Here is a 21,272-nt window from a genome sequence, read left to right on the forward strand (position 1 = left end):
TTTTAAACCCTCTGAGGGGCTTGTATTTGTGAAATGGGCGTGCTATACTGATACAATCAAACGGCTTTTTCATACAAGAATGCAAATTGAAAAACAAGGGGAAAGATTGATGACAGTATTTGAAGAATTAACCCGACGCGGTCTTGTCGCGCAGATGACCCATCCGGAAGAAATCGAGAAGCTGCTTAATCAGGAGCGGGTCACTTTCTACATCGGGTTTGACGCAACAGCGGACAGCCTGCATGTCGGCCATTTTCTTCAGTTGGTGGTGATGGGGCATCTACAGCGGGCAGGACATCTTCCGATTGCGCTGTTGGGCACCGGAACAACGATGGTAGGCGATCCCACCGGCAAGACCGATATGCGTAAGATGCTCACCGTTGAGGAGATCAACCATAATGCCGAGTGTTTCAAACGGCAGATGGAGCGGTTCCTTGATTTCTCGGATGGCCGCGCGTTGATGCTTCGCAATGGGGACTGGCTGCTTAAACTCAACTACATTGAGCTGCTGCGGGATGTGGGCGTCCATTTTTCGGTCAACCAGATGCTCACTTATGAGTGTTTCAAAACCCGGCTGGAGCGCGGCCTTTCGTTTATCGAGTTTAACTATATGATTATGCAGAGCTATGATTTTCTGCATCTCTACCGGAACCATGGCTGTAGGATGCAGCTGGGCGGGAACGACCAGTGGGCAAATATTCTGGGCGGGATTGACCTGACCCGCCGGGTGACCGGTGAGGAGGTCTATGGCATGACCTTCACTCTTCTGACCACCAAAGAGGGGAAAAAGATGGGGAAGACCGAGAATGGGGCGGTCTGGCTTGATCCGGAGAAAACCTCCCCCTATGCGTTCTTCCAGTACTGGCGCAATGTTGCGGACGATGATGTGATACGCTGCCTGAAGCTACTGACCTATCTGCCGATCGAAGAGATCGAAGCAATGGAACAGTGGGAGGGCAGCCAGCTCAATAAGGCCAAAGAGATCCTTGCCTACGAGGTCACCAAGATGGTGCATGGGCAACAGGAAGCGGATAAAGCGCTGGATGCTGCGAAAGCGATCTTCTCGTCAGGCACCCACAGCGCAGATATGCCGTCGACCACCCTTTCTTCCGGCGACCTGACCGACGGAAAGATCGCAGTGCTTGATCTGCTGGTGAAATGTGGACTTGCTCCCTCCAAGGGGGAGGCGCGCCGTCTGGTGCAGCAGGGAGGTGTCTCGGTCGATGACGTTAAGGTGACCGATGTGATGCAGACGGTTTCTGCCGAGGCATTTGAGAAGGGACATGTCATCCTGCGCAAAGGCAAAAAGGTTTACCATAAAGCGCTGCTCGGTTGAGCGGTATGCTGATGGACTTTAAAGTGTTACGCGGCTTTCTGGCATCGTACGTACGCGGCGGGGAGTGTCAGTGAGGATACGAAACAGGTTCTTACAGGGAAAACCTCCGTCTCCATCGCGGGCCGGAGGTTTTTCAAGGTTTTGTAGGAAAGAGGAAATCAATATGAGAAAGGTCCTGATTTTGGATACCACGCTTCGGGATGGGGAGCAGGCTCCCGGATACAGTATGAACCAGAGCGAGAAGGTGCAGATGGCCAAGCAGCTCGACCGGCTGGGAGTCGATATTATTGAGGCGGGCCTGCCGGTTTCCTCAAATGAAGATTACCGGGCGACAAAGGCGATTGCAGCCGCAGTACAGAATGCAGCGGTTACAGCGATCTCGAGATGTGTAAAAGCGGATATTCAGCGCACCTGGGAGGCAATCCGCAAGGCCAGACATCCCCGTCTGCACCTGTTTATTGCGACTAGTGAAATCCATATGGAACATAAGCTGAATATGACCGAGGAACAGGTGTTTGAAACAGCAGCCGAATGTGTCGCCTATGCCAAGAGCCTCTGCGACGATGTGGAATTTTCGGCAGAGGATGCCACCCGCAGTGACCGGGCGTTCCTGCTCCGGCTGTTTAACAGGGCGATCCAAGAGGGGGCAACCACCGTCAATATTGCGGATACAGTCGGCTATGCTACCCCAACCGAAATGCACGAGTTGGTCAGCTATCTGAAATCCAATCTATGTGACCCCAGCGTGAAATTTTCGGTGCATGTGCACAATGACCTCGGTATGGGAGTGGCAAACACCCTCGCCAGCATCCACGCGGGTGCAGATCAGGTCGAATGTACTGTCAACGGGATCGGGGAGCGCGCTGGAAATGTCGCGCTCGAGGAGATTGTGATGGCGCTCCATACCCGACGGGACTACTACCAGTGTGAGACCAATATAGACACCAAGCAGATTTACCGCACCTGCAAGCTGTTAACAACGATGAACGGTGTGGGTCTGGCACCGAACAAGCCGATCGTCGGCGTGAATGCGTTTGCGCACGAGAGCGGGATCCACCAGCATGGGGTGCTGATGTCGCCGCAGACTTACGAGATTATGAAGCCGGAGGATATCGGCATCTACCGCAACCAGCGGGTGGTGCTTGGTAAGCACTCAGGAAAACATGCATTTGCCGATCGGATCGCGGAACTGGGGTACAGCATGTCGGAAGAGGCGATCGTGGCCGCATTCGAGCGATTCAAACGACTTGCGGAGCGCAAAAAGGAGATTACCGACAAGGACATGGAAGCCCTGATCGGTGCAGGTGCGTTGGCGATCCGCGAGACCTATTCTCTCAAGAGTTTTGTGATAAACAGCGGCCCGATGATTTCGGCTACAGCGGTCGTGCGTCTTGTGCGTGATGGACAGGAGTATGAGCATGTTGCACGCGGAGAAGGGCCGATCGACGCTTCGTTTAAGGCGATCGACCGGATTGTCAAGATGCAGGCCAAGCTGGAAAACTGGACCATGCAGGCGGTCACTGAAGGGGAGGACGCGCTCGGCGAGGCGGTGTGTAAGATCACCTGTAATGGACATCAGGTGGTCGGACGCGGGCTTTCTTCCGATATTGTTGAGGCGAGTATTCGTTCCTATATCAACGCGATCAATAAGGCAGTTGCTCTGGAGGAACAGGATCAACTGTTACAGGAACAGGAAAATTGAAGGGCAGGCGGGGTGTAATTTTGCAGTATCGGGCGGTTTTATTAGACTTTGATGGCACGTTGGTGGATACCTCGGAGGGGATTTTTCATTCTATCGCGGTTGCATTCCGAAAAATGGGGATGCCGCTTCCGCCGAAGGAAATTCTGCGGCATTTTATGGGTCCTCCTATCTATTATTCATTCCAAACATTTGCAGGGATGGATGCACAACAGGCGGAGCTGGCAACCCAGTTTTTCCGCGTAGATTATGAGGAGGACGGTGTTTATCGTTCCAAACCGTATGATGGACTGCCTGAACTGCTTCGCCGCCTGCGGGAAGAGAACATCAAAATTGGCGTCGCGACCCTCAAACCGGAAAAAATGGCAAAGCTGCTGCTCTCCCGATTTGGGATTTCGGATTTGGTGGATGTCTGCGTGGGAAGCAGGAGCGATGAGATGGATTCGGCGACCAAAGCGCAGATCATCGACCGGGTACTTGAACAGCTCGGTGAAATTTCAAAACAGGATGCGGTATTGATTGGAGACACAAAATATGATCGGGAGGGGGCGCAACAGGCGGGTGTGGATTTTATCGCGGCGGCATATGGATATGGGGTCGGTCCCGAAGAAGAGGCAGCCAGCGTTTTTGTTGCGCGGGATACCGAGGCACTCTTGACGTTTTTCTTTCCAATTGAATTATAAGAGTTGCCATTAAGTAAACGTAGAAATGAGGGAGGTTTCCTATGCGGCAACCCTTTCGTTTTGAATGCTATAGGCAACTCGAGTAAAATCCAAAAAGGAAACATCTCATTCAAGGCATAAAAGGAAGTTTGAATATTGCCAGAGAACGTACCAGTCGCCTCAAAATGGCAACTGGTACGTTCTTTATGCTATGTGTTTTAATAGGGTTTGCCATAATCGACAAATAGCCAACAGGGGAGACCTTCCTCACCCAGACGCTCGGGGTAATCTGTCTGATAGTTGGCCGGAACACGAATCCAGCATTCCCGATCAATTTTCAGCTGACCATCCACCTTTTTGACCCGCAGGTCGCAAGCATATGGTCTTCGCATCTGATCGAGATGGGGTAATATTCTCGCTGCCCACTGGAAACTACAGCGATGGGCCGGAAGGCCGCGCTCCATTTTCACCCGCTATACTAAACTGGATGTTATCTTTTTGTCCTTTATCTATTTCACTCTTATTCTCGATGCCCTTATGTGAGCACTATCTAACTGAGCATAGGCTTAATGTGTGGTTTGGGATATACAAGTTCGGCATTTCGGTAACCTGACCAGTCTAGCCTTTGGCTGCAACGTTCGCAGAAACGAATAAATTCCCGCTCCAAAGTGTTTTTGCATTTTGGGTATACAGAATATCCGGTCTCACTATAATTGGGCGACAGATATATCATGATCTCGGTGACTTGCATTGGCTTGCGATAGCCAAAGGCATCTATGAGAGCATTAGCCAATATGCCTATAGTTTGTCTCATTTGATTGACTCATCCTCCTCTCGAAAGATCAGAAAGTATTCCATAGGTTTTTGGAATTCCTGACTGATTTTATAGAGAAGAGGAGCGGAAACGGAAGTACCTCCACTTTTCAGATTTCGTACATGACGTGTGGAGATATTCAGATGTTCCGCAAGCCGCTCCTGCTTTAGATTCGATTTCCTGATTGCATTACTAAATTTTTCGTGATCAAATAATGCTACTTTTGACATGGTGTAAACCTCCTGTTTGTATTATAGATTTGTAACAGATAGAATATTATTTATCTGCTTTCTATAATTAAAAATAAAGGAGATTAAATATAATATACAGAAAATCGACTTCTGATTGTAGAATTTTGTCGTTTTTTATAAAGGTATATGATTATCTGTTCATTATTTATCCATAATATACATGAGTATAAGTTCATATTTTTGTGGATATTATACTTTTCAATTGGGGATAAAAGATACTTCTGGAAGAATCTTGAGATGATTTGAAGACTGTTAGGATGCAACCAGAAGATGTCATAGAGGGTGTATCTGGGGATAAATTAGGGGAGCAGTTGGATGGCCTATCGTTTATATGTTGCTGCTATATCTATTTTAAGATTTCGATTGGTGTTGAAAATTGAACAAATTCATTGTAAAATGAAATAAAGGAGGGGATGTCTATGAATGAACACTTGCAGATCGTTCTGGAGAAACGGGTCAATCGAACGATCGGAAATCTCCAAAATAACAAGATGGATGCGTATTATGTCAGGACTGTAGCGGAGGTAGTTCCGCTGATTGAGACACTTTGCGCAGAGGGGGAGACGGTGACTGTTGGGGGGTCGGAAACCCTGAAAGAATGCGGCGTGATTGAGCATCTGAAATCCGGGCGATACAATTACCTCGACCGTTATGCCCCAAATGCGGATCTGTACAAGGTGTTCCGGGAAGCATTTTTCTGCGATACCTATCTGACCGGAACCAATGCTGTGACCGAAGAGGGCGAGCTTTACAATGTGGATGGGAATGGCAATCGGGTTTCCGCAATGATTTTTGGTCCTAAGAGCGTAATTGTCGTGGCGGGGTACAATAAGATCGTCCCGAATCTGGAGGCAGCGCGTAAACGGGTGCGTGAGGTCAGCGCTCCAGCGAATGCGGTGCGTCTGGATACCAAAACGCCCTGCAAGATTATCGGCACCTGCCGCGACTGCCACAGCGACGAGAGGATGTGCTGTAGCTATGTGACTTTAGGGCAGCAGCGGATTAAGGGACGGATCAAAGTAATTATTGTTGGGGAATCGCTGGGATTCTAAAAATTGATTCTTTTCTATGTCTCCAAGAGGGCTTTTCATCCATCAAAAGCCCCCTGTTGCCGCAGATAGCAGATAATTTACCTTTTAAAAAGTTTGCTATAAAGAAAAAGCGCCTGTGTTTACACAGGCGCTTTTTAACGAACTTTACGACTAGGCGCGAAAGAGCGGCGCAAAGAACTTGGACCAATAGCCCTGTACAAAGATAAACAGGACGATCAATGGGAGCACATAGGAGACATATCCACGAATCCAGCGCGGAAATTTGATGCCGTTACCGCTGTCGGCTTCCTTGATAAAGTTGTCCCAACCCCAGCCGCAGCGCCGGGTGCAGAAGAGCAGATAAACCAGGGAACCGAGTGGCAACAGGTTGTTGCTGATGATAAAGTCCTCGAGGTCCTGAATGTTGGAGGAGCCGCCTAGCGGATGAAACCCGCTCAGAAGGTTAAAACCCAACACACAGGGGAGGGAGAGCAGAATAATCAGGAACAGATTGAACAGGACCACTTTTTTGCGCGGCCAACCCCAAAGATCCATCCCGAATGAAACAATGTTCTCGAAAACCGCGATGACAGTGGAAAGAGCCGCGAAGGTCATAAATACAAAGAAAAGAGAACCCCACAGGCGACCACCCACCATGGTATTAAAGATATTTGGTAGGGTGATGAAGATCAGACTGGGACCCTCACCCGGGCTGACATCAAATGCGGAGCAAGCCGGGAAGATAATCAGACCAGCCATCAATGCGACCGCAGTGTCAAGCAGCGTGATACTGATAGATTCCCCGGTCAGCGAGCGATCTTTGTCGATATAACTGCCGAAAATTGCCATAGCACCGATTCCGAGGCTCAAGGTGAAGAATGCCTGTCCCATTGCGGCGAATACGACGGTACCAAGCCCCTGCTCGACGATCTTCCTGAAATCAGGCATCAAATAGAATTGCAAACCTTCGGCAGCGCCCGGCAGGGTGACCGACCGGAAAACCAGAACGACCATAACCGCAAGCAGGCAGAGCATCATCAATTTGGTGATCCGCTCCACACCATTTTGCAGGCCCATCGAACAGATACCGAATCCGAGCGCGACCACAACGATCATCCAGAAGGACATTAGACCTGGGCGGGAGAGCATCTCACCAAACATTTCACCAATTTCGGCAGAGCTTTTACCGGAAAATTCCCCAGAAGCCATCTTAATGAAATAGATCATCATCCAGCCACAGACCGTGGTGTAAAACATCATCAGCATATAGTTGCCGATCATTGCACCATATCCGTATAGATGCCATTTGGTGCCCTTTGGTTCTAGTATGTGGAAGGAAAGAGCGGCACTTTTCTGGCTGGCGCGCCCGACGGAAAATTCCATAACCATGATCGGCAGACCAAGGATGAGCAGAAAAAATAGATAAATCAGCACAAATGCCGCACCGCCATATTGTCCGGTGATATATGGGAACCGCCACACGTTGCCCAGACCGATGGCACATCCCGCCGAAATCAGCAGAAAGCCGAGCCGGGAGGAGAATTTTTCTCTTTGCAATTTCAACACCTCATCGCATTGTTTGTCCCGGAAACTGCTTGAAAATATCAGAAAAGACGATATATAGACATTTCAGACAGCCCCTGTTCCCTCCCGGGATTCCACACCTGTTGCAGAAGCGGAAAGGGATTTACAGGTTCCTATTCTAAAGGATTTTTTTGCAAAAGTCAATCTTGGGAAAGGCTCCGCCGGGGAACTTTTCCGGATTTTCAGAAAACAGAGATATTGCAAGATGGGGCAGAATAGAATAGGAAAGGAACAGAATAGAACGATAGGGGAGGGAACACCTTGTTTTGTCGGGTCAGTGATCTGAAGCGAAAATATGTGATCAATGTGCGAAACGGAGGCAGGTTGGGAACAGTTGCAGATGTGGAACTGGATACCGCGACTGCAAAAGCAACCGCGCTGCTGATTAAAGGACGGCTGCGGCTGTTTGGGCTGCTGGGACGGGAAGAGGATGTCGTGATCCGGTGGACAGACATTGAGGTGATCGGGGAAGATACCATCCTTGTCAACCACGAGCTTCCGCCTTACGAGGCAGGAGGAAAATCCAAAGGCCTTTTTCATATTCTGACCGAGGAGGATTGAACTCCTCCCCGGAAAATCACGGAAAAGGGCTTGACAGCTTTCCACGATTGTGTTATGATCAACATCATAAATAAAGTAGAACAGCTTATCTGTTCTCACCTCGTCGCCAAAAGGCGGCTGGTCAATACCAAACTGCCCACAGTTTTTCTGAGGGACAGGATGTGTTTTGATTGAGTGTGGGCAAAGCTGTCTGCGCTCAGTTTTATTTTTGTTATGAATAGGTTTTGGAGGTGTATTGCATTCGCATGAAGGATTTGCTCATCAATGAGGAGATCAGGGATAAGGAGGTCCGTTTGGTTGGCACCGACGGAGAACAGCTCGGGATCGTTTCGATCTCGGTCGCCCAGAATATGGCCATTGAAAAAAATATGGACCTTGTAAAGATCGCTCCTCAAGCGGTACCGCCTGTGTGCAAGATCATGGACTATGGCAAGTTCAAATTTGAGCAGGCAAAGCGTGAGAAGGAAGCAAAGAAGAATCAGAAGGTGATCGAGATCAAGGAGGTACGCCTTTCCTTGAATATCGACACCAACGACTTCAACACAAAAGTCAACCGCGCGATCAAATTCCTCGAAGCGGGGGACAAGGTGAAGGCTGCCTTGCGTTTCAGAGGCCGTGAGATGGCGCATCCCGAGCTTGGTGTGAACATTATGCAGAGATTCACCGATGCGGTTGCTGCTGTCGGGGTCGTCGAGAAACAGCCCAAGATGGAGGGACGCAGCATGGTGATGTTTGTGTCTCCAAAGCCTGTAACCAATACTAAGGGAGGAAAATAAAATGCCTAAGCTGAAGACCCATTCCGGCGCAAAAAAGCGCTTCAAACTCACTAAAAACGGGAAGGTCAAGCGCGCTCATGCGTACAAAAGTCATATCCTGACCAAAAAGGACACCAAGAGGGGACGCCGGCTGCGTCAGGGAACCTATGCGGATAAGACAAACGCGGCAACCATCAAGCTGCTGATCCCTTATAAATAACTTTGAATCGCTGAAATATAACGGAGGTAAAAGGATATGGCTCGTGTTAAGGGCGCAATGATGACGCGCAAAAGAAGAAAAAAGACGCTGAAGCTTGCAAAAGGTTATTTTGGTGCAAAGAGCAAGCTGTTTAAAATGGCAAAACAGCAGGTCATGAAATCCGGTAACTACGCTTTTATCGGAAGAAAGCAGAAAAAGCGTGACTTCCGCCGCCTGTGGATTACCAGAATCTCGGCTGCCTGCCGGATGAATGGTGTCAATTACAGCTCTTTCATGAACGGACTGAACAAAGCCGGTGTAACCCTTAATAGAAAGATGCTGTCCGAGATCGCGATCAACGATGCTGCGGCATTTACTGCATTGGTCGAAAAGGCGAAAGCAGCGCTTTAAATAACCGTTTCGTATGCGCCCGCGTCTTTGACGACGGGCGTATTTCATATTCAAAGCCGCTTTGAATATGAAATACGCCCATTGAATGTATGGAAATACAGACTATCTCCAGAAAAGGTGGCGTTTTATGCATTCCAGAGAGATCACTTCCCGGGAAAACCCGGAAGTAAAACGATATGTGCAGCTTGCGGGCTCCCGAAAAGAACGCAGGCAGACGGGGCTTTTTGTCACCGAGGGGCTGAAGATGACCTGCGAGGCGTTTTCGGCAGGCTGTGGACCGGCTGTGCTGTTTGTCACCGAAGAGGCATGGGACCGGTATGAACAGCTTGAAAAATTCGCATATCAGTTTGAACTGTTCTGCCAGATTTCCCAACCGGTTGCGGACAAGCTGTCCCAATCGGTCAGCCCACAGGGGGTGTTCGGAATCTTCCGGATGCTTGACAATCGGATGCAAACTGTTAAAATAGGCAAGGATGGAAGATATATCCTGCTTTCTTCGATGCAGGACCCTGGAAACATCGGGACGATCCTGCGTACAGCTGCGGCGTTTGGGCTGGATGGGGTATTCCTTTCATCTGATTGCCCTGACCTGTACAGCCCTAAAGTGTTACGGGCAACGATGGGTGGTATTTTTAAAATTCCGCTCGAGGTTTCGGATGATCTGACGGAGGTAATCGACAGGTTACAGGAGGCAGGCATCCGGGTCTGTGCCGCCGCGCTTGACGGGCAGGCGGTTCCGCTCCAACAGGCTGGCCTGGGGAACGGTTGTGCAGTTGTAATCGGGAACGAGGGGAACGGCCTTCCGGGGCATCTGATCGAAAGATGTGGTCAAGCTGTGATGATCCCGATGCGCCCGGACAGCGAGTCGCTTAACGCGGCTATGGCGGCGGGGATTTTCCTGTGGGAGATGTGCGGAAGGTCTGGCTATCCTCGAAATGCCTGAAAGCGGGAAACTGTTTTCAGATTAGAGTGACGGACAACAGGAGGGACATCATGGAGGACTGCGTATTCTGGATCTGGCTGCAACAGGCACTTGGGATTGGCAGCATCAAAACTGACTGGGTCATTCGTGAACTTGGCTCGCCTGAAAAACTCTATCAGATGACGGAGCAGGCGCTCGCTGCGACCGGGAGATTTGCGCCGAAAGAGATCGAGCGGATTCGGGGATCCTCCCTTGAGGAGGCGCGCTGGCAGCAGGATCGTGCCAAACGGCTCGGGTGCGCAGTCGTTACGCCGGATCATCCAGCCTATCCTGCGAGTTTGACAAATATCGACTGTATGCCCTGTGTATTATATGTATTGGGCGAGCTGGAGGGGATCAATGACGAGTTGGCGATCACGATGGTCGGCACGCGGGACTGCGATGCATATGGCATCTCAACGGCACAGCATTTAGGTTACGGTCTGGCGACCGTGGGAGCCACTGTTGTGAGCGGGTTGGCGGTCGGTATTGATACCGCAGCACACGAAGGCGCGCTTCAGGCCGGTGGCAGGACGATCGGTATGCTGGCGTGCGGCATGGATGTGGGGTATCCACAGGCCAGCCGCCGCTTGAAACGCCGGATTCTGGATCAGGGCGGCGTTTTAATTTCTGAATTCCCGTTTGGTGTACGTGCTTATGGGTATCATTTCAATGTCCGCAATCGGATTCTTTCGGGTATCAGCGCGGGTGTAGTGGTCGTACAGGCGCCCGAGACCAGTGGTGCGCTCAACACTGCGCGCCATGCGCTTTCTCAGAATCGGGATGTGTTCGCGGTTCCAGGGCAGATTTTCGATGAGAAGATGAAAGGCTGCAACCGGCTGATCGCAGATGGCGGCAAGATGGTGCTGGGCCTTGCAAGCATCCTGGAAGAATATCAGGGCAGGTACCCTCCCTGTATCCGGCTGGAAAAGCTGTCGGAGCTGCTGGAACAGGAGTCTCGGGGGATGGTCGGAAAGATACCGGCGCGAGTTTCCCAAAAATCGGAAAGGCCGTTACCGGCTGTAGAGAAAACACCGACTCCATCTGGGCAGCTGGAATCGGAACAATGTGATCTTTCGCCGGAGGCAGCGAAGGTTTTTCAGCTGCTCAACCAGCAACCAACCGATTTTGATACCATCTCCTATGCGTCTGGGCTGCCAGTCGCACGACTGTTGGCTATACTGACTGAATTGGAGCTGGCAGATTTAGCGGAACAGCTCCCAGGAAAAAGATACATACGGCGTGCCCCATGACACGTCTCGAATAGAAGTTCCTAAGAAAGGATGGGGTTTATTTTGGCGAACCTGGTGATTGTGGAATCGCCTGCAAAGGCAAAAACGATACAGAAATATCTCGGAAAGGGTTATGAGGTGATCGCTTCGATGGGGCATATCCGCGACCTGCCCAAAAGCAAGCTGGGTGTGGATGTGGACAACGATTTCGAGCCGATCTATGTGGACATCAAGGGGAAGGAAGACCTGATTAAGGAGCTGAAAAAAAAGGCAAAGAAGAGCGACGCAGTCTACCTTGCGACCGACCCTGACCGGGAAGGGGAAGCAATTTCATGGCATCTGGCGCAGATGCTCGGGGTAGATATGACCAAGGAGAACCGAGTCACCTTCAACGAGATCACCAAAACTGGTGTCAAATATGGGATGGAGCATCCGCGTGTGATCGATACCAAGCTGGTCGATGCGCAGCAGGCACGCCGAATTCTGGACCGGATTGTGGGTTACAAGATCAGCCCGTTCCTCTGGCGGAAAGTTCGCCGGGGGCTTTCTGCCGGGCGGGTGCAGTCGGTTGCGATGCGGATTATCATGGATCGGGAGGAAGAAATCCGCAAATTCCAGCAGCAGGAGTACTGGAGCATCGACGCAAAGCTCGCCGCAAAAGGGTATGCCAGAAAGCCGTTTCCGGCCAAGCTCTATTCGGTTGATGGCAAAAAGCTCGAGCTAACTAGTATTCCGAATGAAGAGCGCGCCCGTGAGATTGTAGCAATGCTCGACAATGCCGAGTATCTGGTAGGGACGGTCAAGAAGGGGGTGCGCCGCAAATCCCCCTCGCCGCCGTTCATCACTTCGACACTTCAGCAGGAGGCATCCCGCCGGCTGGGATACCAGTCCCGCCGTACGATGAAGGTTGCGCAGGAGCTATATGAGGGGGTTGAGCTGGAGGACGCAGGTGCCACCGGTCTGATTACCTATATGCGTACCGATTCGCTGCGCATCTCAGACGAGGCGGCGCAGCAGGCCGAAGATTATATCGTTGGAAAATATGGGAAGGATTATCTGCCCAGCACCCGCCGTGTGTTCAAATCTAAAAAGAATGCGCAGGATGCACATGAGGCGATCCGCCCATCTGATCCGGCACTAACCCCGGACAGCATCAAAAAGAGCCTGTCTGCGGAACAGTACAAACTCTATAAACTGATCTGGGAACGGTTCATCGCCAGCCAGATGGCCAATGCACTGCTCGATACCGTAGCTGTGGACATCAATGCGGCAAACTGTGTGTTTAAAGCATCGGGATTTACGGTGCGATTTGATGGGTTTACGGTCCTCTATGAGGACACCAAAGAGAGTGAAGAGGAAGGTTCGGCAGCGCTGCCCCCACTCGAAGAAGGCGCGCTGCTCAACCTCAAGGAGCTGGCACCGAACCAGCATTTCACCCAACCGCCTGCGCGGTATACGGAAGCCTCGTTGATCAAGACTCTGGAAGAAAACGGAATTGGGCGTCCGAGCACCTACGCGCCGACGATCACCACCATTCTTGGCCGCAACTATGTTGAACGGGAAGGCAAAGCGCTCAAACCGACCGCTCTCGGCGAGGTAACAACCAAGCTGATGGAGGAGCAGTTTTCCAATATTGTGGATGTGACCTTCACTGCCAATATGGAGAAAGGATTGGATGAGGTGGAAGAAGGGCACGCCAGTTATGTGGATACCCTGCGGGATTTTTATGGTCCGTTTATCGAGACGCTCGAACAGGCGGAAAAGAATATGGATGGCACCCGTATCAAGGTGCCGGACGAGGAAACCGATGTGGTCTGCGAGCTTTGCGGCCGCAAAATGGTGATTAAAACCGGCAGGTTCGGGAAATTCCTCGCCTGCCCGGGATTCCCGGAGTGCCGGAACACGAAGAAGATTGTCAAGGAAACCGGAGGAATCTGTCCGGTTTGTGGTGGAAAAGTGCTGGCTAAAAAGTCCAAAAACGGAAAGGGCTATTATGGCTGTGAGCACAACCCCCAGTGCCAGTTTATGACATGGGATAAGCCCTTGGAGGAAAAATGCCCCAAATGCGGCGCGGCACTTTTCCAGAAGACCGGGCGCGGCGCATTGATCCACTGCCTGAAGGAGGGCTGTGACTACAGCCGGCCGGTTAAGAAAAAATCTGCAAAGGACGATGCCGAGGAATGACAGCGCATGTGATTGGAGCCGGATTGGCCGGCTGCGAGGCGGCTTGGGCGCTCTCCAATGCAGGGATTTCCGTCCGGCTGTATGAGATGAAGCCAAAAAAGTTTTCCCCTGCCCATCACAGTGAACAGTTTGCAGAGCTGGTCTGCTCCAATTCGCTCAAGGCGCAGCGGATCGGTTCCGCAGCAGGGATGCTCAAGGCAGAGATGGCGATGATGGGTTCGCTGTCTGTGCGCTGTGCCTTGCAAACGAGTGTAGCAGCAGGCGGAGCGCTTGCCGTTGACAGGGATGCCTTTTCCGAGCTGGTGACCCAGGAAATCTGTACACGGGAAAACATTGAAGTCGTTATCGGGGAGGTCACTGGGTTGCCTGCAGATGGGCCAGTAGTAATCGCATCCGGTCCGCTTACATCTGACCTGCTGGCAGAGCAGATTTCTACCCTCTGCGGCGGCCTGCTGCGTTTTTACGATGCCGCTGCTCCTATCGTGACATTCGATTCGCTTGATCGGGAGAAGGTCTTTTTCGCCGCGCGGTACGACCGTGGGGAGGACGACTATATCAACTGCCCGTTTAATCGGGAGGAGTATGAGCGATTCTATGAGGCTTTGCTGGATGCGGAATCTGCGCCGCTGCATACGTTTGACCAGCCGGAAAAAAAGGTTTATGAAGGCTGTATGCCGATCGAGATCATGGCCAGGCGGGGGACCGACACCATCCGTTATGGCCCGCTGAAGCCGGTCGGCCTGCGCGATCCGCGCACCGGTCACCGTCCATGGGCGGTGGTGCAGCTCCGGCGGGAAAACCGGGAAGGGACGCTTTACAATCTGGTCGGGTTCCAGACCAATCTGAAATTTGGCGAACAGAAACGGGTATTTTCGATGATCCCTGGACTGGAAAATGCTGAATTTGTTCGGTATGGGGTGATGCACCGCAATACGTTCATTGATTCCCCACGCCTGCTTGACAGGACTTTCCAGATGCGGGAAAACGACCGAATTTTTTTTGCCGGACAGCTCACCGGTGTAGAAGGATACATGGAATCAGCGATGTCGGGCATCCTAGCAGGGAAGCAGCTTGCGCGCAGGATGCAGGGTAGGCCGGAGCTGGTGCTTCCAGAGCAGAGTATGTGCGGCGCATTGACTGGATATATTTCTGGGGCTGCCTGCGGTGAATTCCAGCCGATGGGTGCAAATATGGGACTTTTGTCTCCGCTGGAGGAACGGATTCGGGACAAGCAGGAGCGTTACCGGCAGATTGCGGAACGCGGGCTTTCAGCATTGAGACAGGTTTTACAGGAACAGGGGGAATTGGTAGGATGAGAATTATAGTGGATGCTTTTGGCGGGGATAATGCCCCGCTTGCGATCTTGCAGGGCTGTGAGATGGCGGTCAGGGAGTATGGAGTGGATATCCTTGCAGTAGGCAGTGAAAAGACGATCCGGGAGGTCTGCGGAAAAAACAATATCTCGCTCGATCGGATTTCGATTATTGATGTGGAAAAGGTTATGCCTGTCGAGGTGGACGCTGCAGAAGTGGTAAAATCCTACGATGACAGCACCCTCGCGGTCGGTCTGAAGATGCTTGCAAACCGGGAGGGGGATGCTTACGTCAGCGCAGGAAGCACCGGCGCAGTGACGGTTGGCGCGTCACTCTTTGTCAAGCGGATCAAGGGGATCAAACGCGCCGCGCTGGCAACGATTATCCCGAATGCCAACGGCTGTTATATGCTGATCGACATCGGCGCAAACAAGGAGTGCCGCCCTGAAATGCTGGTGCAGTTTGGAATTATGGGCAGTGCATATATGGAGCATATCATTGGAGTGAAGTCCCCTCGGGTTGGCACCATCAATATCGGTGCGGAGGATAACAAGGGATTAGACCTGCAAAAAAATGCCAATGAGCAGATGAAACATGCACCGATCAATTTTATCGGAAATGTGGAGCCGCGATATCTGCCGCAGGGGGCGTGTGATGTGGCGGTCTGCGATGGGTTTACCGGTAATGTGGTGCTCAAGCTGACCGAGGGCCTTGGAAAATGGTTCGCCAACGAGCTAAAAGGGATTTTCATGGAGAGCGCCGCTTCCAAGCTGGGATACCTGTTCGTAAAGGGCGGGGTTTCTAACTTCAAAAGCAAGATGGACTATAAGGAGTATGGAGGGGCGCCGCTCATGGGAATTTCGCGCCCAGTCATCAAGGCGCATGGAAGTTCGGATGCGCGGGCGTTCAAAAATGCGATCCGGCAGGCCAAAGAGTATACCGAACGAGGGGTTATCGCGCAGATCGAATCTTCACTGGAGCAGATGAAACAGCGTGCAGTCGAGCAGGACTGAGGAGGGAAAGATGGAGAGTCAAAACAGGATTGATTCCTTGCAGCAGCGGGCGGGTTACACCTTTCAAAGCCAGAAATATCTTGACATCGCACTGACCCATTCCTCCTATGCCAACGAGGTCAAACATACGCTTTCAAACAACGAGCGGCAGGAATTTCTGGGAGATGCGGTGCTTTCGGTCATCGTGTCCGATTATCTGTTCCATACATTCCATCTGCCGGAAGGCGAGCTGACAAAGCTACGGGCCGCGATCGTCTGCGAAAAATCCCTCTGCGAGTTTGCGGAGCAGATTCACCTGGGAGACTGCCTGAAGCTGGGGCGCGGCGAGGAGATGATGGGGGGACGCACCCGTCCTTCCATTCTGGCGGATGCGTTCGAAGCATTCATTGCGGCGATCTATCTTGACGGTGGGATCGAACCAGCGCGGAAGTTTGTCCTGCAGTTTGTGGTCAGCACCCTCGAAAACAAGGATCACTTTGCGTTCAACGACTATAAAACCATGCTTCAAGAGATCACCCAGAAAAATCCCGAGGAACGGTTGAGCTATGTGCTGGTGGATGAATCTGGGCCGGACCACAACAAACGATTTGTGGTTGAGGTGCACCTTAACAGCAACGTGATCGGGACAGGCGTGGGCGGAAGCAAAAAGAGTGCGGAACAGGCCGCCGCAAAAGAGGCTTTGAAACTGATGGGGAGATGAGGCACGCCAATCTTGCCATCTTTGTGCCGCATTTGGGATGCCCCAATCAGTGCAGCTTCTGTGACCAACATCACATTTCGGGGGCAGAGCAGCCCCCAACCAGTGAGCAGGTTCGGCAGCTCTGCGAGACTGTCGCCGGACAGCTGCGCGGCCGGTACCCTGATGCGGAAATCGCATTTTTCGGCGGCAGTTTCACCGCGATCGACCGGGTATATATGTGTGAACTGCTCGAGGCTGCGTCTCCGTTTGTTGGTGAGGTGTTCAGTGGTATCCGGATTTCCACGCGCCCGGATGCGATCGACCGGGAGGTTCTGGGACTGCTTGCGCGTTATTCAGTGCGTTCGATCGAATTGGGAGCACAGAGCATGTCGGATGCGGTGCTTCGTGCCAATAGCAGAGGGCATACCGCTTTGGATGTGGAGCGGGCCTCTGTGCTGATCCAGGATGCCGGTTTTTCGCTTGGACTTCAGATGATGACCGGCCTTTATCGTTCGGATGAGCAGTCCGACCTTGAGACAGCGAAACGCCTGGCGGCACTTCGGCCCGATACGATGCGGGTTTACCCCACCGTTGTGTTGGAGGGGACTCGGCTTGCGGCGCTTTACCGCGCGGGAATGTATCATCCCCAAAGCCTTGAACAGGCAGTCGGGCTGGGGGCACAGCTGTTGGAGTTTTTTGACGGGCAGGGAATCCGTGTGATCCGGATGGGGCTGCATGCGCAGGAGGAGCTCGCAGCCGGACAGATCGCAGGCCCGCATCACCCGGCTTTCCGCGAACTGTGTGAGGGAAGGCTGATGGAAGAACGGCTGTTGTCCCTGCTGTCCGGAAAGCCGCAGGGGTCGTATACTGCCTGCGTTTCTCCGAAAAGCATTTCAAAAGTTTGCGGACATGGCGGACAGGGCATTGCAAAACTGCGCGCGCTGGGGTATCATATAAAGGTAGAGCAGGATCGGTTGATGTCCGGGCTTGCGGTCAGGTTAAAGGGAGTGTGAATTTGCGGCTTCGCAGTTTGGAGATACAAGGGTTCAAGTCGTTCCCCGACCGGACACGGCTTTCCTTTAATGATGGAATTACCGCGGTTGTCGGTCCAAACGGAAGCGGCAAGAGCAATATTGCGGATGCGGTGCGGTGGGTTCTGGGCGAGCAGTCGACCCGGACGCTGCGCGGCGGCAGGATGGAGGATGTCATCTTTGGAGGCACTCAGAACCGCAAGCCGCAGGGTTATGCGCAGGTACAGCTCACGATCGACAATGCGGACCGAGTGCTCCCGTATGAAAGCGATGAGGTAACTATTTCGCGCAAACTCTACCGCTCGGGCGAGAGTGAGTACCGGATCAATCAGGCAAGCGTCCGGCTGAAAGACATTTACGAACTGTTTATGGATACCGGGCTTGGCCGGGACGGATACTCGATCATCGGGCAGGGGAAAATTGCAGAGATCGTCAGTGCCAGGAGCAGCCAGCGCCGGGAGATTTTCGAGGAAGCTGCGGGAATCTCCAAATACCGGTATCGGAAATTGGAGGCCCAGCGCCGTCTGGAGGGAGCAGAGGAGAATCTTCTTCGGCTCAAGGATATTCTCGCCGAGCTGGAATCACGCGTTGAACCGCTGCGGGAGCAGGCAGAAAAGGCGATGCAGTTTCTGGAATTTTCCCAGGAAAAACGGACTCTGGAAATCTCCCTTTGGGTACAAACGCTCGAACGGTCAAAGGAGTCGCTGCGGGAGCAGGAGGACAAAATCCTGCTTTGCAAGAAAGAACACGATGAAATTCAGGAAGAGCTGGACGGGATCGAAGAGGAGATCAACCGTCTGTTTGTGCAGATGCAGCAGATTTCCGTAGAGGTGGACGGTTTCCGGACAAAGGTGCGGGAAATTGAGGAGCAGTCCGCACAAGAGGTCTCGGATATGGCTGTTATGAGAAATGACATCTCACATAACGAGGCCTCTATTGGCCGTATCCAGGAGGAACTGGAGCAGTCGGATGTTGCCGACGAAGAACTTAGGGATCGGATTGCTACATATGAAAAGGAGGTTGCGCAGAAGGAGTGCAGATTGGCAGAATTGCAGTCTGGGCAGGAGCAGGAACAGATGCGCGCGCAGGCGCTCGTAGAGCAGAGGACAGCGTTGGGGCAGCGGATCGAGGCGCTAAAAGAGCGGCGTTTTGGTTTGACACAGAGCATCAACGAAGCCAAACTTTCCTCGGCATCGAGCAGTTCACTGATTGATGAAACGATCCTGCGCCTGCAAATGCTCAAAGACAGTGCGGTTGTAAAGGACGAAAACATTGCAAGGATTCAACAGGAGTCCGCCGATTGCGAGGGATTGCTGCGGGAGATCGCCGACCGGATACAGACACTTGAAAATGCACAGACTGGTTATCAGATCAAGTACAGGGGCAGGCAGGAGAAATACGACCGGCTTGCTGCGGACCGACGCAGTCAGGAGGATCAGGCACGCGGGTATCTGCAAAAGGCCAAACTTTTGCAGGAGATGGAAAACAATCTGGAAGGATTCCAGCAGAGCGTCCGGTATGTGATGTCTCAGGCGGAAAAGGGGGCTTTGCAGGGGGTTTACGGCCCAGTATCCCGCTTAATTTCGGTTTCGGATGAACACGCGCTCGCGGTCGAGATCGCACTCGGCGCGGCGATGCAGAATATCATTGTAGAAGATGAGCCGGTCGCCAAACGTGCAATCGCGATGCTGAAAAATACCCGCTCTGGACGTGCCACGTTTCTTCCGATTTCTACGGTAAAGGGAAATAGACTTACAGATAGCTGGCTCCCGGAAATGGAAGGGTTTGTCGGGATTGCTTCGGACCTGGTGTCCTATGCACCGGAATTTGAGGGGGTGATCCGTCAGCTTTTGGGCAGAGTCGTGATTGTGCAGGATCTGGACTGTGCGCTTCCGGTTGCGAAACGTGCAAGCTATCGGTTCCGGATTGTGACGCTGGATGGGCAGGTCATGAACAGCGGCGGATCAATGACCGGCGGCTATTCTGCCAAAAGTGCGGGCATCTTGAGCCGCACAAAGGAGATAGACGCCCTGAACCGACAGGCGGAGTCCTGTCAGGAGCGGATACGGAGCATGGATGCGGAATTAAAGGGGCTACAGGAGGATCTTTCCGCTTTGCAGGCCAAAATGGCAGGGATTCAGGGGGAACTTTCCACCGCACAGGAGGACAGGATTCGCTTTGAAGCCCGGAGCCACCAGCTAAAACGTTCCTATGAAGAGGCGGTATCCGCAAAAAAGCAGGCGGCTCAGGAATATGGACAGCTTACGGAAAGATTACAGGAATTGAAGTCGCAGAGTCTTTCGAGCGGTGATTTGGAAAAGGAGCTGAGTCTCCAGCTTTCCTCCCTCGCGGAGGAACTGAGTGAGGCCGGCCTCAAGCGGGAAGGGCTGGCTGGCCAGGCAGAAGCGGCTACAGAAAAACTGGCACAATACAGGTTGGATATTGCGACGCTCTCGAATGAGATCGGGTCAGTACGGCAGATGGCGGCCGAACTGGCCGGACAGAAACAGAACCGGCAGATGCATATACAATTGCTGCATGACCAGCGGGCAGAGCTGGAGACAGAAAACAGACGCATCCGCCAGAAGATCGTGCAGATGGAGACACGCCATGCAGCTTATGCCGAACAGGCTGCATCGCTCCAACAGGAGATTGCAGCCAGAATGGAAAGACGCAATGCCTGTGAAGCACAGGCAAATGGGATGCGTGCGCAGGAAAAGGAGGTCACGGGACGCCGCGAGCAGGCCGGACGGGAATTGGCGCGGTTGGAGGAAAAGAAAAACGCCCTGCAATCGGACTATGACGCGATTATTGGACGGCTTTGGGATGAATATGAGATCACCCGTTCGCAGGCAGTGGAACAGTCTAGGCCGGTATCGGATATCAATGGAGCGCAGCGCCGCCTGAATGAGCTGAAGAGCCGGATTAAGGCGCTGGGAACGGTCAATGTGGGAGCGGTGGAGGAATATCAGGAGGTCTCCGAGCGTTACAGGTTCTTGAAAAGTCAGATTGAGGATATTGAGAATTCCCGCACCGAGCTGAATCGCCTGATTGACGAACTCACGATGGATATGCAGTCGATCTTTACCGAGAATTTCAGCCAGATTTCCGAACATTTTGCCCAGGTGTTTACACAGCTTTTTGATGGAGGAAGGGGAGAACTTTCGCTCACCGATCCGCAAAATGTTCTGGATTCCGGGATCGAAATTTATGTACAGCCTCCGGGAAAGATCATCAAGAATCTGGCAGCACTTTCAGGCGGTGAACAGGCGTTTGTGGCCATTGCAATCTATTTTGCAATCTTAAAGGTACGGCCTTCCCCGTTTGTACTTTTGGATGAGATTGAAGCGGCGCTGGATGACGTGAATGTTGTAAAATATGCACAGTATCTGCGAACAATGTGCGGCAAAACTCAGTTTATTGCAATTACCCATCGCCGCGGCACGATGGAAGAAGCGGATGTCCTTTATGGTGTGACTATGCAGGAAGAGGGCGTTTCCAAGCTTTTGGAACTGAATGTGGGCGAGATCGAGAGCAAACTGGGGATCAGTTGAAA

The 21,272-nt window shown here is 52.2% G+C and carries 18 protein-coding genes; 16 read left to right on the plus strand and 2 right to left on the minus strand.

Going from position 1 to position 21,272, the window contains the following annotated elements; genetic code table 11:
- The first annotated feature begins 106 nt into the window (after positions 1–106).
- The 3 genes from tyrS to C814_RS14960 all read left to right on the plus strand — a co-directional run bounded on the left by tyrS (position 107) and on the right by C814_RS14960 (position 3,718).
- Positions 107–1,336, plus strand: a complete 1,230-nt coding sequence (gene tyrS, locus C814_RS14950; protein ID WP_196809926.1) for a tyrosine--tRNA ligase — start codon at positions 107–109, stop codon at positions 1,334–1,336.
- A 163-nt stretch (positions 1,337–1,499) separates the two neighbouring features.
- Entirely contained in the window at positions 1,500–3,038 is a 1,539-nt protein-coding gene (locus tag C814_RS14955; protein ID WP_016316197.1) for a 2-isopropylmalate synthase, read from the plus strand.
- 20 nt (positions 3,039–3,058) lie between these two features.
- The gene (locus C814_RS14960) at positions 3,059–3,718 is read left to right on the plus strand and encodes an HAD hydrolase-like protein (protein ID WP_016316198.1); all 660 of its coding nucleotides are present in this window, start codon (positions 3,059–3,061) and stop codon (positions 3,716–3,718) included.
- A gap of 789 nt (positions 3,719–4,507) precedes the next feature.
- Here the strand turns inward: C814_RS14960 and C814_RS14970 are convergent.
- A complete protein-coding gene (locus tag C814_RS14970) occupies positions 4,508–4,741 on the minus strand; it encodes a helix-turn-helix domain-containing protein (protein ID WP_016316200.1) in 234 nt (77 codons plus the stop codon).
- 440 nt (positions 4,742–5,181) lie between these two features.
- Here C814_RS14970 and C814_RS14975 point away from each other — a divergent pair, with 440 nt between their 5' ends.
- On the plus strand, positions 5,182–5,814 hold the full coding sequence (locus tag C814_RS14975) for a lactate utilization protein (protein ID WP_016316201.1): 633 nt from the start codon (positions 5,182–5,184) through the stop codon (positions 5,812–5,814).
- 150 nt (positions 5,815–5,964) lie between these two features.
- On the opposite strand, the gene C814_RS14980 is transcribed toward C814_RS14975, so the two are convergent.
- Positions 5,965–7,350, minus strand: a complete 1,386-nt coding sequence (locus C814_RS14980; RefSeq protein ID WP_016316202.1) for a sodium-dependent transporter — start codon at positions 7,348–7,350, stop codon at positions 5,965–5,967.
- Positions 7,351–7,638: 288 nt separating this feature from the next.
- On the opposite strand from C814_RS14980, the gene C814_RS14985 reads away from it, so the two are divergent.
- The 12 genes from C814_RS14985 (at position 7,639) to smc (ending at position 21,270) form a co-directional block, all read left to right on the plus strand.
- Complete coding sequence (locus tag C814_RS14985) at positions 7,639–7,938, plus strand: YlmC/YmxH family sporulation protein (protein WP_016316203.1); 300 nt, start codon at positions 7,639–7,641, stop codon at positions 7,936–7,938.
- Between the two features lie 245 nt (positions 7,939–8,183).
- The gene (infC, locus tag C814_RS14990) at positions 8,184–8,714 is read left to right on the plus strand and encodes a translation initiation factor IF-3 (RefSeq protein ID WP_016316204.1); all 531 of its coding nucleotides are present in this window, start codon (positions 8,184–8,186) and stop codon (positions 8,712–8,714) included.
- Position 8,715: 1 nt separating this feature from the next.
- A complete protein-coding gene (rpmI, locus tag C814_RS14995; RefSeq protein WP_016316205.1) occupies positions 8,716–8,913 on the plus strand; it encodes a 50S ribosomal protein L35 in 198 nt (65 codons plus the stop codon).
- Between the two features lie 36 nt (positions 8,914–8,949).
- A complete protein-coding gene (gene rplT, locus C814_RS15000; protein WP_016316206.1) occupies positions 8,950–9,303 on the plus strand; it encodes a 50S ribosomal protein L20 in 354 nt (117 codons plus the stop codon).
- Between the two features lie 127 nt (positions 9,304–9,430).
- Positions 9,431–10,246 (plus strand): TrmH family RNA methyltransferase, encoded by an 816-nt coding sequence (locus tag C814_RS15005; RefSeq protein ID WP_016316207.1) that lies wholly within the window; start codon positions 9,431–9,433, stop codon positions 10,244–10,246.
- Between the two features lie 50 nt (positions 10,247–10,296).
- On the plus strand, positions 10,297–11,517 hold the full coding sequence (dprA, locus tag C814_RS15010; RefSeq protein ID WP_016316208.1) for a DNA-processing protein DprA: 1,221 nt from the start codon (positions 10,297–10,299) through the stop codon (positions 11,515–11,517).
- 42 nt (positions 11,518–11,559) lie between these two features.
- The gene (topA, locus tag C814_RS15015) at positions 11,560–13,680 is read left to right on the plus strand and encodes a type I DNA topoisomerase (RefSeq protein WP_022788447.1); all 2,121 of its coding nucleotides are present in this window, start codon (positions 11,560–11,562) and stop codon (positions 13,678–13,680) included.
- Entirely contained in the window at positions 13,677–14,996 is a 1,320-nt protein-coding gene (gene trmFO, locus C814_RS15020; protein WP_016316210.1) for a methylenetetrahydrofolate--tRNA-(uracil(54)-C(5))-methyltransferase (FADH(2)-oxidizing) TrmFO, read from the plus strand. The genes topA and trmFO overlap by 4 nt, the downstream gene beginning before the upstream one ends.
- Entirely contained in the window at positions 14,993–16,006 is a 1,014-nt protein-coding gene (gene plsX / locus C814_RS15025; protein WP_016316211.1) for a phosphate acyltransferase PlsX, read from the plus strand. The genes trmFO and plsX overlap by 4 nt, the downstream gene beginning before the upstream one ends.
- 10 nt (positions 16,007–16,016) lie before the next feature.
- Entirely contained in the window at positions 16,017–16,706 is a 690-nt protein-coding gene (gene rnc / locus C814_RS15030) for a ribonuclease III (RefSeq protein ID WP_016316212.1), read from the plus strand.
- Entirely contained in the window at positions 16,703–17,698 is a 996-nt protein-coding gene (locus tag C814_RS15035; protein ID WP_016316213.1) for an elongator complex protein 3, read from the plus strand. Before rnc ends, C814_RS15035 begins: the two co-directional genes overlap by 4 nt.
- On the plus strand, positions 17,695–21,270 hold the full coding sequence (smc, locus tag C814_RS15040) for a chromosome segregation protein SMC (protein ID WP_196809927.1): 3,576 nt from the start codon (positions 17,695–17,697) through the stop codon (positions 21,268–21,270). Before C814_RS15035 ends, smc begins: the two co-directional genes overlap by 4 nt.
- Positions 21,271–21,272: the final 2 nt, after the last annotated feature.

It is taken from the genome of Anaerotruncus sp. G3(2012) (assembly GCF_000403395.2).
Taxonomy (GTDB): Bacteria; Bacillota; Clostridia; order Oscillospirales; family Ruminococcaceae; genus Anaerotruncus.